The following is a 13568-nucleotide window of genomic DNA, read 5'->3' as shown; positions in this document are numbered from 1 at the left end:
AAGTAAAATGGTAAAAATATCAAACATAAAAACACAACGAGATCAGGAAAAAGCACGAGCGGGCGGGCAGCCGGGCGTTTTCTGTCCGTCATATAAAGGAGACAAAACTCATGGAAAAATTAAAAATCCTAGTAGTAGACGACGAAAGCCGCATGCGCAAACTCGTCAAAGATTTCTTAGTAAAAGCCGGATACGACGTCATCGAAGCCGGTGACGGCGAACAGGCTGTAGACACCTTCTACGCCCAGAAAGACATCGCCCTCATCATCCTCGACGTCATGATGCCCAAAATGGACGGCTGGCAGGTCTGCCGCGAAATCCGCCAGAACTCCAAAGTCCCGATCATCATGCTCACCGCCAAAAGCGAAGAACGCGATGAACTCCTCGGCTTTGAGCTCGGCGTAGACGAATACATCTCAAAACCATTCTCCCCGAAAATCCTCGTCGCCCGCGTCGAAGCCATCCTGCGCCGCAGCGGCAAAACCGGCGAAGACGACGTATTAGAAGCCGGCGGCATCCGCATCGACAAAGCCGCCCACATGGCATCCATCGACGGAAAACCAATGGAGTTAAGCTATAAAGAATTCGAACTCCTCACCTACTTCCTCGAAAACCAGGGAATCGCCCTCTCCAGAGAAAAAATCCTGAACAACGTCTGGAACTACGACTACTACGGCGACGCACGCACCATCGACACCCACGTCAAAAAACTCCGCAGCAAAATGGGCGACAAAGGCGATTTAATCAAGACCATCTGGGGCATGGGCTATAAATTCGAGGCGGACGAATCATGAACGGAACAGAAAAACAAAATGAGACTTCCATGGAGATGCCTGCAGAAGATTCCCGTGTGACAATGGGAAACCAGACGGAGAAAAAGCACCGGTTTCATTTGAAAATGCCACAAAAGGGAAGAAAACACTCCGTCAAAAAACGAATTGCCTACACTTTTATTGCGACCATGGCAGCTACCCTGCTTATCATCGGCCTGATCAATTACTTCTTTCTCGGGTCCTTTTATATCCGGGATAAAGAACACATTCTGGCAGAGAGCTTTCAGAAACTGAATGCGACAGGCGGAGACAGCGACAATATCCCTGATACCTTCGAGCAGTTCTGCGCTACCAACAACCTGAAAGTCATTATTACCGGACCGGAGCTCAGCAGCTTCGTCTATTCCAACGCAACCGACCGCCAGAGCCTCCAGACCCTGATCTTCGGCCTGATCAGCGGAAACGAGCAGGCAAATACCAAAGTCGTTGACAGCAAAGACAACTATCAGATCCAGAAATTCTACGACAGCCACGCCGATGCCGAGTATCTGCAGATCATCGGCTGGTTTGACAATGGAAACTGCTACTTTGCAAGATGCCCGCTGGAGAGCATCACGGATGCGGTCGGCCTTTCCAACCAGTTTTACCTCTTTATCGGCATTCCGATCATCATCATCGGTGCCATTGTGATCTGGATCATCACCCGCCAGATCGTCCGTCCGGTGCAGGAGCTGACCGAAATTTCGAAAAAAATGGCAGCCCTTGACTTCGATGCCCGTTACGTGAGCGGCGGAAAAGACGAGATCGGCGAGCTTGGAAACAACTTCAATGTCATGTCCGAACAGCTTGAGCAGGCGATTTCCGAGCTGAAAAGTGCGAACGTTGAGCTGCAGAAAGATATTGACAAAAAAACGCAGATTGATGAAATGCGCCGCGAGTTCCTCTCAAATGTCACACATGAGCTGAAAACCCCGATCGCTCTGATTCAGGGTTATGCGGAAGGCCTGAAAGACAACATCAACGACGATGAGGAAAGCCGCGAGTTCTACTGTGATGTCATCATCGACGAGGCGGCAAAGATGAACGAGATGGTCAAAAAACTCCTGAACCTGAACCAACTCGAGTTCGGTGAGGATCAGGTCAATATGGAACGGTTCGATCTGAACGCCGTGATCAGAGGCGTGCTGCAGTCCTCCGACATCCTGATCCGCCAGAAAGAGGCAAAAGTGCTCTTTACCGGCGGCGACCCGCTCTATGTCTGGGGCGATGAATTCAAAGTCGAGGAGGTTATCACCAACTATCTGACGAATGCCCTCAACCATCTGGACTACGACCACACGATTGAGATCACCTGCAAAAAAGAAGGGAATGTCGTAAAGACAACCGTTTTCAATACCGGGGACCCGATCCCGGAGGAGGATCTCGACAAGGTATGGGTGAAATTCTTCAAGGTGGACAAAGCGAGAACAAGGGAATACGGCGGAAGCGGCATCGGCCTTTCCATCGTAAAAGCCATTATGGATTCCTTCCAGCAGCAGTGCGGCTGCCAGAATTACGACAACGGTGTGGCATTCTGGTTCACACTGGAGGCAGATGGAAAAACGGAAGAAGCATGATTGCAAAAAGCGTGCCAGAAAAAGGAAATACAGCCTTTTCCTGGTGCGCTTTTCTTGCATAAAGGAAAAAGATGGTGTAGAATAATAGCACAAACGGTCGAAAAGAGAGGGAGAAAAGAGATGGCGGATTCCAACAGTACAAAGAGTGCGCTTGCAGATGCAATGAAAAAATTGATGGTATGCAAGTCTTTTGCGAAAATCAGTATTTCAGATCTCTGCGAGGAATGCGGTCTGAACCGGAAAAGCTTTTATTATCATTTTAAAGATAAATACGATCTGGTAAACTGGATCTTTTATGTGGACTTTCTGACAAACATGGGCGGAAAGAACTTTGAGAATGAATGGGATGTGCTGGTGGCGGTCTGCAATATTTTCTATCAGAATAAAGCATTTTACCAGAGTGCCCTGAGGATCGAAGGGCAGAACAGTTTTAAGGATTACTTTTACGAGATGCTCGAGCCGGTCATGGCGTTTTTTGTACAGGATCTCTTTCAGGTACAGAATCAGAAACTGTTTGTAACGTTCTTCTGTGATGCCTTCCTGACCGCGGTTCTGCGCTGGTTTTCCATGGAAAGCGAGCTGGAACCGGAAACGTTTGTCGAAGAACTGAAAGAAGTGATATGCAGATCATCAGAAAAAATAGCAGCCAAAGCGGAACCAAAGAAATAAAATTCCGCTTTGGCTGTACTTTTATGCATCTGCGAGCAGTTCACGGTAAAATATATTCCGAAGAGACAACTCTTCAAAGGAAACGGTGGGCGTATCGAGTGTGCGGGCCATGTGATCCGGCAGAAGCAGCAGATACGCCGGATGGGCGGTGATAATCTGCTCAATTTTGCGGGAGTCTTCCTGCACTTCGATCGGGAAGAATGGCTGTATGGGGGTGAAGCGGTACTGTTGAACAACATCGGAAACAGCCCGGATACTTTCTTTTGAGCACGAATCATCTGCGACCAGAAAGAAAAAGACACTCTGTTCCATCTGGGAATACAGGTGGTCAAAAGAGAGCAGATAAGCGGCAGCATCTGCATCCTGATAGACTTTGTGCATACCGAACAGCGTTTTCTGACGGCGCAGGGCTTTTGCCATGGAAACCGTTGAGGGGGCATCAATTGGAAGAGAAACCATCAGGTTCGGGCAGGATAAAAGCAGTTTCTGCTGTTTTTCGGTAAGCGGCGTATTGGAAAGAAACCAGAGAAACGCGCATTCCGGATGCGACTGGATGACGGCAAGGTAGGATTCCATATCCTCATGATGATCCATGGAGCGGAGCTGATAAGAGTAGATGCCGTATGTCAGACCGGTTCTGACCACGGATGCAAAAAACGAGGAATCGTAAGTGTCCGGGATGCGGCTGTCGAGACGGAGCTTGACAACCCAGGGAACAGCAAAGGAAAGTTCTTTCTGCTTCTGGCGCAGAATCTGCGCACCGTAGGTAAAACTGTTGTAGCCGATGTTGATGCCGAACTGACGAAGCGCTTCCGGATCGTTGCTGCGCAGCAGAAAGTCGATCGCCTGATAATACGGGCTTTCATCGTTGCGCAGAAGATCCTGAAAAATGGCAAAAATCTGATTCTGAAAGCGGCCGCGGGAAAACTGGCGGCCAAGATCGCAGAGCTTGCGGACGCTGCGTTTCGGATCTGCGTCCATCTCCACCATCGCGCGTGCAACTGTTGTGTCGATCAGTGCGCGGGTGATGTCCTGTGAATTCATAATGTGTTCCTCCGATCAAGTAAAATAAGCTGTTTTTATCATAGCAAAAAGAACACGGTAAAAACAGGGACAAAGAACAGGAATTGTCTAAAAACTCCATTCCTTAAGGAAAATTTACCAGATCTTCAGAAGAAATTTCTTTTTCTTTTGTGGAAAAAGTGGTAAAATAAAGTTAGATGGTACAAACTATCGATTCTGCCGCGCCAAAAACGCGGCGGAACCATCCGAAACAATTCCAGAAAAATAGGAAAAACGAAATGGTTTTCGAACATGGAAGATAAAAGGAGGCGTTTTGCATGAAATTTGATATGCACTGCCACACAAAAGAGGGTTCGATGGATGGAAAAGTCATGATTGAGGAGTACATCCGAACACTGAAACGAAAAGGATTTGGAGGAATGTTGGTATCCGACCACGATTCCTATGACGGATACCGCGAGTGGAAGAATGCCATCAAGGGAAGAGCACACCAGGATTTTGTGGTATTAAAAGGTGTTGAGTACGATACGTGCGACTGCGGCCACATTCTTGTGATTATGCCGTTCGGCGTAAAATTAAAAATTCTGGAGCTGCGCGGCCTGCCGGGATCGATCCTTGTCAAGATCGTCCATGCGTACGGCGGAATTTTAGGACCGGCGCATCCGTACGGCGAAAAATTTATGAGCATGATCAGCACGAATGAACGGAAGAAAAAGTATCAGCAGCGGATTGCCCAGCTTCTCCCGCAGTTCGATTTTGTTGAAATTTTCAATGCGTGTGAGAGCGCGGAGACGAACGCAAAAGCGAAACGGCTGGCGGAGAAATTCAATAAGCCCGGCTTTGGCGGAAGCGATGCGCACCGGTTGGACTGCATCGGAAAAGCGTATACCGAGCTGCCGGATACTATCAGAAGTGAGGATGATCTGATCGCCTACGTAAAAACGTGCCCGCAGATCGAATGCGGCGGCGAACATTACAACGGAACGACGAAAGACCGGATCGGCCGCCTGAACATGGTGCTTGTGGATTCGTTCTATTTCTATAACAAACTTGCAAATGGCTGGCGTTGGCGGAAGCGGAGACGTGAGCTGTTTGATATCATAGAGAAAAAACTCTGATGAATGCCTGGCAAAAAAGCGTGCCGGAAACGTTTCGTTCGGCACGCTTTTTCCTGCCCTGTATTTGAATCGAAAAAGAGAGGAAACATACGTATGCTTGCAATATTTCTTGCGCCGGTCTACATACTGGCAAATGTATTTACCGCCTACTGGCTGCTGCGGTGGATGAAGGAGGTGCATCCTTTGTTCCGCCATCCGGCCGTGCTGGGTGTCATTTTGGTGCTGTATGCATTTTTTGCACTTTCCCTGCTGACGAGCTTTCTGATCAAAAGAGATCCCGTTCACCGGATTTTAAAGGTCATCAGCAACTGCTGGCTTGGCATGTATCTGTATTTTCTTGGCTTCACCGCGATTCTGGTGCTGCTGCGCTTCATTTTTGCGCATACGGCACTGACGAAAACTTGGCTGTATTCTCCGATGGGATTGAAAGCGGTCGGCCTTGGCGCGATCCTTTTTGTGACGGGAATGTGCATCTACGGAATGGTGCATGCAGTCCATATTTACACGACACGATATGAGGTTCCATCGAAAAAGGATGCACATCTGAAAATTGCGCTCGTCGCAGATCTTCATCTGGGGTACAGCATCGGCAGTCATCAGATGGAAGAGATGGTGGAAAAAATCAATGCTGAGGAGCCGGATGTCGTTGTGATTGCCGGGGATATTTTTGATAATGAGTACGATGCCATCTATGAGCCGGACCGCGTGGCGGATCTTCTGACGGGCTTAAAGAGCCGGTACGGCACGTACGCCTGCTACGGCAACCACGATCTCGATGAGAAGATTCTCGCGGGCTTTACGTTTGAGACGAAGGAGGAGCGCATCGCCGACCGCCGGTTCGGTGAGTTTCTGGACCGCGCGAAGATTCATCTGCTGGAGGATGATGTGGTCTGTATCGATGATGCCTTTTATCTGGCGGGCCGAAAAGATCCCGACCGGATCCGCAAAACGCAGGAGACACGCGACACGCCGTCCGAACTGCTTACCGGACTGGACCAGTCGCTTCCAGTTTTTGTGATTGACCACCAGCCATCGGAGCTGACCGAGCTGGCAGAGGCAGGCGCAGACCTTGATCTTGGCGGCCATACGCACGACGGACAGCTCTTCCCAGGCAATATCCTTACCGGCCTGATGTGGGAGAATGCCTGCGGGATGAAGAAAGTCGGAGACATGTACAGCATCGTCACATCCGGCGTGGGTCTCTGGGGACCGCCGATGCGGATCGGGACGAAAGCGGAAGTGGTGATCATCGATTACGGAAAATAAGGGTTGACAAAACCGGAACGCAGAATTATAATACAACAAAACTACGAAACAGAGGTTATCAACGATGAACGAGATGCACAGCGTACAGATGCACAGGGACGACGATTGATAGCGCTTGTATCAAAGTGAAGACTACTATACTTCACAGGTACAGGCGCTGATTGTGTTGTACCTGTGTGGAAGATAAGGCAAAGGGAAACCACACCGGGAGAAAAAGAAATACCCCGTGTGGTTTTTCTTTGCCATTTTTTATCCATGCGGGAATGACTTGAAATTTACATCAGAGAAGGGTTGTGATCGTATGGGACATACAGATTATGTCCATATGGATTTTCTGCTGATTTTGCGGCGATAAAGAAAAATCAGAACAGAAAGGCAGAAAAGACTATGAAGACAGAAATGAATACCGTAAAAGTAAGAAAAACAGAGGAACTCGAAGCAGAGCAGTTAGGAGCACACATCGGCGAAATCGTGCGGCTGCATGGAAGCATTTACAAAATCCGAAAAATGAGCTCATTTGCATTTGTGCTGCTTCGGACGAAACGGCAGATGGTACAGTGCGTGTACGAGCCGGCGTATGCCCGGTTTGCATTGGAGGAATTAAAAGAAGAGGCGTGTGTCCGGTTTACCGCGGAGGTGATCCGTGAAGAGCGTTCCAGAAGCGGGTATGACCTGCATCTGTTAGACGTGGAAATCCTCTCCGAGCCGGAAGAAGTACCGCCGGTTGTCATCAACCAGAAGCGGGTCAACACTTCCATCGAGAACCTGCTGGACTACCGGCCTATCACGCTGCGAAATGAAAAAGAGCGCGCGGTTTTCCAGATTCAGGCCAGGATCTGTCAGGCGTTCCGCGAATTTCTGGATGGACAGCACTTCACCGAAATCCACACACCGAAGCTCGTAGCAGCGGGAGCCGAGGGCGGAGCTAATATCTTCTCCCTGTCGTATTTCGGCGAACAGGCATATCTGGCGCAGAGCCCGCAGTTTTACAAGCAGATGATGGTCGGCGTCTTCGAGCGTGTCTACGAGATCGCACCGGTCTTCCGGGCGGAGAAGCACGACACGGCGCGTCATCTGAACGAATATACAAGCGTGGACTTTGAGATGGGCTATATCGAGAATTTTGAGGACATCATGGCGATGGAGCAGGAAATGCTGCGGTACACATTTGGACGGCTGCAGGAGACATGCGGAGCGGAGCTTTCGCTTTTAAAAGCAGAGGTGCCGGTGATCACGGAGATTCCGAGAATCCGTTTTTCCGAGGCGAAAGAGCTGGTGAGCCGCGTATACAAAAGAGCCTTTTCGGAGAAACTGGACTTTGAACCGGAGGAGGAAAAACTGCTGTGCGAATACGTGAAGAAAACGACAGGCAGTGACTTCGTATTTGTGACACATTATCCAAGCGCCAAGCGCCCGTTCTACGCGATGGACAGCAGAGAAAATCCGGCAGAGACGGAAAGCTTTGACCTTCTGTTCCGCGGCCTTGAGGTGACGACCGGCGGCCAGCGCATCCACAATTACCGGGAGCAGGTGGAAAAGCTCGAAAGCCGCGGCATGCATGTTGAAGCGTTTGAGAGCTATCTAATGATGCACCGCTGCGGCATGCCCCCGCACGGCGGCCTCGGTCTTGGGCTGGAGCGGTTTACGGCACGGCTTCTCGGATTTGAAAATGTGCGGAACGCATCCCTGTTTCCAAGAGACATTCACCGTCTGATTCCGTAAACCAGAAGAGTGTAAAAAACTCCGGCGAAGCCGTGGCGCAGATCCACGGGCTTAGCCGGAGTTTCATAAGATTTCCCTCCCTTTTGAAAGATAGCGTAACCGTTTGGATATTTCTGTTATACATCAGGGGAGTGAAAATGACAAATTGTTTATTGCAGATAGGATTGCTGTATAAAAGTCAGAATTTTTGCAGAAATGAGCCTTGTAAAGCGTCCGAAAATAGGCTATACTAAACAAGGTTTGGCTGCCGGCAGAATCTGGCAGTATCGGCAAATATTGGAAAAAAGAAAGACGGGAGTTTCCCGGTTTGAGGATAGGAAAATATGAAATTATATGACATTTCCGGAGAGCAGTTTTCCGCAATGGACGCGCCGCGTCATCTGATGACGGAGGAAGGAACGGCGCAGACGACGCTCGACCGGTCACTTGGCATCTGTCAGGTGGCGGAGCTTGAGGGAAAAGTGACAAGAGAAGTGCTCGAGGAGGTCATGGAAGAAGACTGTGAACGTCTCCTGATCCGCGGCGATGCGCAGATTACACGCGATGGGGCAGATTACCTGGCAGAGAAAAAACTGGTGCTACTCGGTGTGGAGCAGGAAACCGTCGGAAATGAGACATCAGGGAATGATGTTCATCAGCAGTTACTGAAAAAAGGCACGGTGATTGTTGAAAATCTGAATCTGGAGAAAGTGACCTCTGGTCATTATTTTCTCGTGGCTGCGCCGATCCAAAAGAAACACCAATACGGCGGCCCGATCCGTGCGGTTCTGATCGAAAATTAGGAAATGCCCTGTGTGAATCCGAAAATGCAATGTGAAACATAACAGAAAGAGAAAAACAGGAAAAAGTGTTCCCTCGTGGGACACTTTTTTTGATATGTCCAAAACGAGGAAATTTTGGGTTGTATTTTCCAAATATGGAGAATATAATGGGAAAAAGCCAGGATGTGGTATTCAAAACCAGATCAATTCCGGGCGAAAATATTAAACTATTACAAAGGAGATCGTGAACAATGGATGCAAAAATGAAAGTAGAAAGAGCCGCTGCAGGCGCTGCGATCGATGGTGTTTTAAAATATGTGAACCACGGAGATGACAGAACAAAAGCACTGCTGAATCTGACGGATTTTGTACAGAAATTTACCGGAAATATGTTTGCGGAGAAAACGTTCGACAATATCCGCACCATGCTGCAGAATCCGGACAACAAATGGGTACAGTATGTCAACCGCGGACTGGACGAGCTGGATCCGCAGGTGATCAAAATGACTGCTTTGAACCTGGGATTCCAGGCAGCTTTCGTCGGAACGAAACAGATCCGTATGAACCGTGAAAAATACAACTGCAACATCCCATGGACGATGCTGATGGACCCGACAAGTGCCTGTAACCTGCACTGCACCGGATGCTGGGCAGCAGAATACGGCCACAAGCTGAATCTTTCCTATGAGAAACTTTCTGATATCATAAGCCAGGGAAAAGAGCTGGGAACCTACTTCTACATGTTCACCGGCGGCGAACCGCTTGTGCGCAAAAAAGACATCCTGCGTCTGGCAGAAGAGCATCATGACTGTGAATTCCACTGCTTCACCAATGGAACCCTGATCGACGAGGAGTTCTGTGAGGCGGTTCAGAAGCTCGGCAATATCTCCTTCTCCCTGTCTCTGGAAGGCTTCGAGGAGGTCAACGACGGACGCCGCGGCGAGGGTATTTTCGATAAAGTTCTGGCAGCCATGGATCTGATGAAAAAACACGGTCTGCTTTTTGGTACTTCCATCTGCTACACAAGAGCAAACCTCGAGACCGTTACAAGTGACGAGTTCCTGGATCTTTTGATCGAGCACGGATGCCGTTACAGCTGGTATTTCCACTTCATGCCGGTCGGCATGGACGCTGCACCGGAGCTGATGCCGACGGTTGAGCAGAGAAAATATATCTATCACAGACTGCGTGAGATCCGTTCCGATAAGAGTGACAAACAGATCTTTGTTATGGACTTCCAGAACGACGGTGAGTTTGTCGGAGGCTGTATCGCAGGAGGAAGAAACTACTGCCATATTAATGCAAACGGCGATGTGGAGCCGTGTGTTTTCATCCATTACTCCGGCGCCAACATCAACGAAGTTTCCCTGATCGAAGCACTGCAGCAGCCGCTGTTCCAGGCATACCGCGATGGACAGCCGTTCAACCGCAACCACCTGCGTCCATGTCCGATGCTCGAAAATCCGGAACTGCTGCGTGAGATGGTAGAGAAGACCGGCGCGAAGTCAACCGACCTGCAGTCTCCGGAGAGCGCAGAGCATCTGTGCGGAAAATGTGATCTGTATGCTGCTGAGTGGAAAAAAGCCGCAGACGAGCTGTGGGCAGAGAATCCGCATCACAAACAGAGATATGAGAACTATAAGAAAGAGAACCTGGACGAGGAGGCAAAAGCTTCCACAGAGGAGATTCTTTTCGGAATCCGCGGATAATGCGATCGATGAATCGAAGATAAAATAGAAGCAAGACACCGGAAAATGGGACGAAAACCTGTTTTCCGGTGTCTTTTTGTGCGGGCAGTGAGCCAAAGTCCGACCTTGCAGAAAGCGGCCGGATCCCGTATACTATAGAGAAGCAAAGCGATATTTTAACGACAGAGAGGATTAAAAAATAGAAGATGAACGATTCATTTTTACAGGAACAGGGCGTAAGCGGGGCGTTAATTGAGAGTGTGCGGAAATTCCGCGAGAGCTATCCGGTGGCGGAGGGCTTAGAGAACCGCATGAGCACGCCGGAAATCCCGTTTTTCGGAAAAGAGATTCTGGAGATGGCAATTGCCGCGCTGCTGCAGGGCGAAAATCTGCTGCTGACCGGCGAGAAGGCAACGGGAAAAAACGTGCTGGCAGAGACACTGGCGTATGTTTTCGGAAGACCGACGTACAACGTTTCCTTCCATGTAAACACAGGAAGCGCCGAGCTGATCGGAACAGATACGTTCCAGAACCAGGAGGTCACACTCCGGAAAGGCAGCATTTACCGCTGTGCAGAGGAAGGCGGTTTTGGCATTCTCGATGAGATCAACATGGCGAAAAACGATGCGGTCAGTGTTCTTCACGCCGCGCTCGACTACCGCCGCATCATCGATGTGCCGGGCTACGATAAAATTCCGCTTCACCCGGCGGCGCGGATGATCGGAACGATGAATTACGGCTATGCGGGAACGAGGGAGCTGAATGAAGCGCTGGTGTCCCGCTTTCTGGTGATTGACATGCCGCCGCTTACAGAAGAGACACTGTTTTATCTGATGCAGTCAAAATTCCCGGATCTGAAACCGGCGGCACGCGAAGCGCTGGCCGGCCTTTACCTCGATCTGCAGAAAAAGGCAAAACAGGCGGAAATCACCACGCGCGCGCTCGACCTCCGCGGTCTGTTCGGAGCGATCGGCACGATGCGCCAGGGGCTGTCCCCGTATCTTGCGGTGCAGATCGGCATTGTCAATAAATGCTTTGACCTGTTTGAAAAAGAGATCGTGCGGGATGTCGTGCGCACGCGGATTCCGGAAGAGTGGACGCCGCAGGATATTTTTTAGAGGAAATACATATGGTGACAGAGGAAACATTAAAAACGCATGAGATGGAGCTGGAAAGCCGGATCCGCAATCTCGTCTGGACTGTCAGCGGCGACTACACGCTGAAGCTGAACCCGGATGTGGAGCGGTATGCGAAGGAGCCGGATACGGTACTGTACGACACAATCCGCCAGGGCGCCTTTTCGTGTTACTTTGGTCGGGAAGCCTACAGCCTGTATCTGGTGAAGAAGGTTTACAGCGGCGCAGCGGAGGGAGAACTGATGATGCTCGCCCAGCTGGTGACGGAGGAGGCCGTATCGAAGCGGCTCGAAAGCGAGCGCCCCGGTGTCAAGGGCTTTCGAAGGAGAGCAGCGGAGGAAATACTGGACCACTCTTTTGAAACTCTATCCAGAAATGAGACAGGCCGCCTGAAACTGGAGTATCTACGCGGAAGAAGAGAGGAGGACGAGGGAAAAAGCCCTTCATACTCGGGGAAAACGCGGGAGTGGATGGAGCTGCTGAAGCACGCATCCGAAACAGCGGATACAATGGAACTGATCCGGGTGACGGACGAGCTGTACAATAAGGTCGTCGATCCCGTATTTGTGAAAAAGCACGGTGATCTTGCCTCGGTTCTTGCGGTAACGATCGAGGAGCTCACCGAGTATTCCTGGAAGGATTTCCTTTCGGAGGAACTGTACGAGGACGGGCTCGAGACATATCTGGAGCGAGTTTCGCTTGATATGACAAATTTCACATCAAAAGAGGCGGAAGAGAAGAAAGAAAAAACAGCGGGAAGCGATACCAAAAAGATCGTTGTCGTCGATGAGAAAGCGCTGGCACGGATGTATCAGTACATTCAGCGCAATTACGGAAAAACGTGGCTCTCGGAGAGTGAGGAGAAAAGCCGGAATTACCAGCTCTGCCGCGGCATTCACAGCGACTGCAGCCTCTATTACACGGAGGGTGTGCTGAAAAATCCGGTCGGAAAGTATTATCAGCTCTCCTACGCGCAGAAGCAGAAGGATAAAAACCTTCATGCCTATTACGACCAGCACCGCGCGGTGCGGCAGAACATTTCGCTGCTGTATCAGGAACTGAAAAAAGCGATGCTGCTGCAGGAGGATCAGTCGTTTGCGGATGCAGACCACGGAATTTTACAGCCCGCGCGGATGTGGAAGGTGGGACGGAGCCAGAATGCGGATCTGTTCCGGCTGGAGCAGCGGCGGAATTCGCTGGATTTTGTCGTGGATATTCTCGTAGATGCGAGCGGTTCCCAGCGGCCGCGCCAGGAGAATGTGACACTGCAGACGTACATTCTGGCGGAGACCTTAAGCCGCCTGCACATCCCGTTCCGCGTGATGAGCTTCTGTACGTTCTGGGATTACACGATCCTGCACCGGATGCGCGATTACGACGATCCGCGGGAGAAGAACAGCAATATTTTTGAGTATATCACATCCTCAAACAACCGCGACGGGCTTGCTGTCAAGGCGGCGGGGATGGATCTTTTAAAACGCCAGGAGGACCGGAAGCTGCTGATCCTCTTAAGCGACGGAAAGCCGTACGATGTGCTGGTGAACCGGCCGAATGCGAGAAATCCAAAGCCGTACCGGGATGACTATGCACTGCATGACACGGCAACTGAGGTGCGGCGCCTCAGGCAGCAGGGTGTCTCGGTGCTTGGGGTCTTTGTAGGCGAGGAGACGGAGCTTATGGCGGAGCAGAAGATTTTCGGCAAGGATTTCGCGTATGCGCGCGATATCCGCAACTTTTCCCATATGGTGGGAAGCTATTTAAGAAGAAAAATCGAAGAATAAACGAGCGGAATGCTC

General features: G+C 50.2%; 11 protein-coding genes. 10 read left to right on the top strand and 1 reads right to left on the bottom strand.

The window, feature by feature from the left end; all coding sequences use genetic code 11:
• The first annotated feature begins 110 nt into the window (after positions 1–110).
• The 3 genes from DXD92_RS00855 to DXD92_RS00845 all read left to right on the top strand — a co-directional run bounded on the left by DXD92_RS00855 (position 111) and on the right by DXD92_RS00845 (position 3058).
• Positions 111–794, top strand: coding sequence for a response regulator transcription factor (locus tag DXD92_RS00855; protein WP_117804030.1), 684 nt, complete (start codon positions 111–113; stop codon positions 792–794).
• A complete protein-coding gene (locus tag DXD92_RS00850; RefSeq protein ID WP_243104813.1) occupies positions 791–2389 on the top strand; it encodes a sensor histidine kinase in 1599 nt (532 codons plus the stop codon). The genes DXD92_RS00855 and DXD92_RS00850 overlap by 4 nt, the downstream gene beginning before the upstream one ends.
• 120 nt (positions 2390–2509) lie before the next feature.
• Positions 2510–3058, top strand: coding sequence for a TetR/AcrR family transcriptional regulator C-terminal domain-containing protein (locus DXD92_RS00845; protein WP_055218182.1), 549 nt, complete (start codon positions 2510–2512; stop codon positions 3056–3058).
• A 21-nt stretch (positions 3059–3079) separates the two neighbouring features.
• Here DXD92_RS00845 and DXD92_RS00840 read toward each other — a convergent pair whose 3' ends face one another.
• Positions 3080–4102: a hypothetical protein gene (locus tag DXD92_RS00840; RefSeq protein WP_118639912.1), complete on the bottom strand. Its 1023-nt coding sequence runs from the start codon at positions 4100–4102 to the stop codon at positions 3080–3082.
• Positions 4103–4398: 296 nt separating this feature from the next.
• On the opposite strand from DXD92_RS00840, the gene DXD92_RS00835 reads away from it, so the two are divergent.
• The 7 genes from DXD92_RS00835 (at position 4399) to DXD92_RS00805 (ending at position 13553) form a co-directional block, all read left to right on the top strand.
• A complete protein-coding gene (locus DXD92_RS00835) occupies positions 4399–5199 on the top strand; it encodes a PHP-associated domain-containing protein (RefSeq protein ID WP_055218178.1) in 801 nt (266 codons plus the stop codon).
• 93 nt (positions 5200–5292) lie between these two features.
• Positions 5293–6465, top strand: a complete 1173-nt coding sequence (locus DXD92_RS00830; RefSeq protein ID WP_118639911.1) for a metallophosphoesterase — start codon at positions 5293–5295, stop codon at positions 6463–6465.
• Positions 6466–6852: 387 nt separating this feature from the next.
• On the top strand, positions 6853–8187 hold the full coding sequence (gene aspS / locus DXD92_RS00825) for an aspartate--tRNA(Asn) ligase (protein ID WP_330425640.1): 1335 nt from the start codon (positions 6853–6855) through the stop codon (positions 8185–8187).
• 323 nt (positions 8188–8510) lie between these two features.
• Positions 8511–8969 (top strand): hypothetical protein, encoded by a 459-nt coding sequence (locus DXD92_RS00820; protein ID WP_117800885.1) that lies wholly within the window; start codon positions 8511–8513, stop codon positions 8967–8969.
• 230 nt (positions 8970–9199) lie between these two features.
• On the top strand, positions 9200–10657 hold the full coding sequence (locus DXD92_RS00815; protein ID WP_118594711.1) for a radical SAM protein: 1458 nt from the start codon (positions 9200–9202) through the stop codon (positions 10655–10657).
• A gap of 185 nt (positions 10658–10842) precedes the next feature.
• Positions 10843–11754: an AAA family ATPase gene (locus DXD92_RS00810; protein WP_117800888.1), complete on the top strand. Its 912-nt coding sequence runs from the start codon at positions 10843–10845 to the stop codon at positions 11752–11754.
• A gap of 11 nt (positions 11755–11765) precedes the next feature.
• Positions 11766–13553 (top strand): cobaltochelatase CobT-related protein, encoded by a 1788-nt coding sequence (locus DXD92_RS00805; RefSeq protein ID WP_118639910.1) that lies wholly within the window; start codon positions 11766–11768, stop codon positions 13551–13553.
• The last annotated feature ends 15 nt before the right edge of the window (positions 13554–13568 follow it).

Source organism: Blautia sp. TM10-2 (genome assembly GCF_003480845.1).
Classification (GTDB): domain Bacteria; phylum Bacillota; class Clostridia; order Lachnospirales; family Lachnospiraceae; genus Fusicatenibacter; species Fusicatenibacter saccharivorans.
This window is presented reverse-complemented; position numbering and strand designations above follow the sequence as displayed.

Excerpts from the sequence above, each read along its gene's own strand:
- DXD92_RS00855 (WP_117804030.1), top strand. The coding sequence starts at position 111 with ATGGAAAAATTAAAAATCCTAGTAGTAGACGACGAAAGCCGCATGCGC.
- DXD92_RS00850 (WP_243104813.1), top strand. The coding sequence starts at position 791 with ATGAACGGAACAGAAAAACAAAATGAGACTTCCATGGAGATGCCTGCA.
- DXD92_RS00845 (WP_055218182.1), top strand. The coding sequence starts at position 2,510 with ATGGCGGATTCCAACAGTACAAAGAGTGCGCTTGCAGATGCAATGAAA.
- DXD92_RS00840 (WP_118639912.1), bottom strand. The coding sequence starts at position 4,102 with ATGAATTCACAGGACATCACCCGCGCACTGATCGACACAACAGTTGCA.
- DXD92_RS00835 (WP_055218178.1), top strand. The coding sequence starts at position 4,399 with ATGAAATTTGATATGCACTGCCACACAAAAGAGGGTTCGATGGATGGA.
- DXD92_RS00830 (WP_118639911.1), top strand. The coding sequence starts at position 5,293 with ATGCTTGCAATATTTCTTGCGCCGGTCTACATACTGGCAAATGTATTT.
- aspS (WP_330425640.1), top strand. The coding sequence starts at position 6,853 with ATGAAGACAGAAATGAATACCGTAAAAGTAAGAAAAACAGAGGAACTC.
- DXD92_RS00820 (WP_117800885.1), top strand. The coding sequence starts at position 8,511 with ATGAAATTATATGACATTTCCGGAGAGCAGTTTTCCGCAATGGACGCG.
- DXD92_RS00815 (WP_118594711.1), top strand. The coding sequence starts at position 9,200 with ATGGATGCAAAAATGAAAGTAGAAAGAGCCGCTGCAGGCGCTGCGATC.
- DXD92_RS00810 (WP_117800888.1), top strand. The coding sequence starts at position 10,843 with ATGAACGATTCATTTTTACAGGAACAGGGCGTAAGCGGGGCGTTAATT.
- DXD92_RS00805 (WP_118639910.1), top strand. The coding sequence starts at position 11,766 with ATGGTGACAGAGGAAACATTAAAAACGCATGAGATGGAGCTGGAAAGC.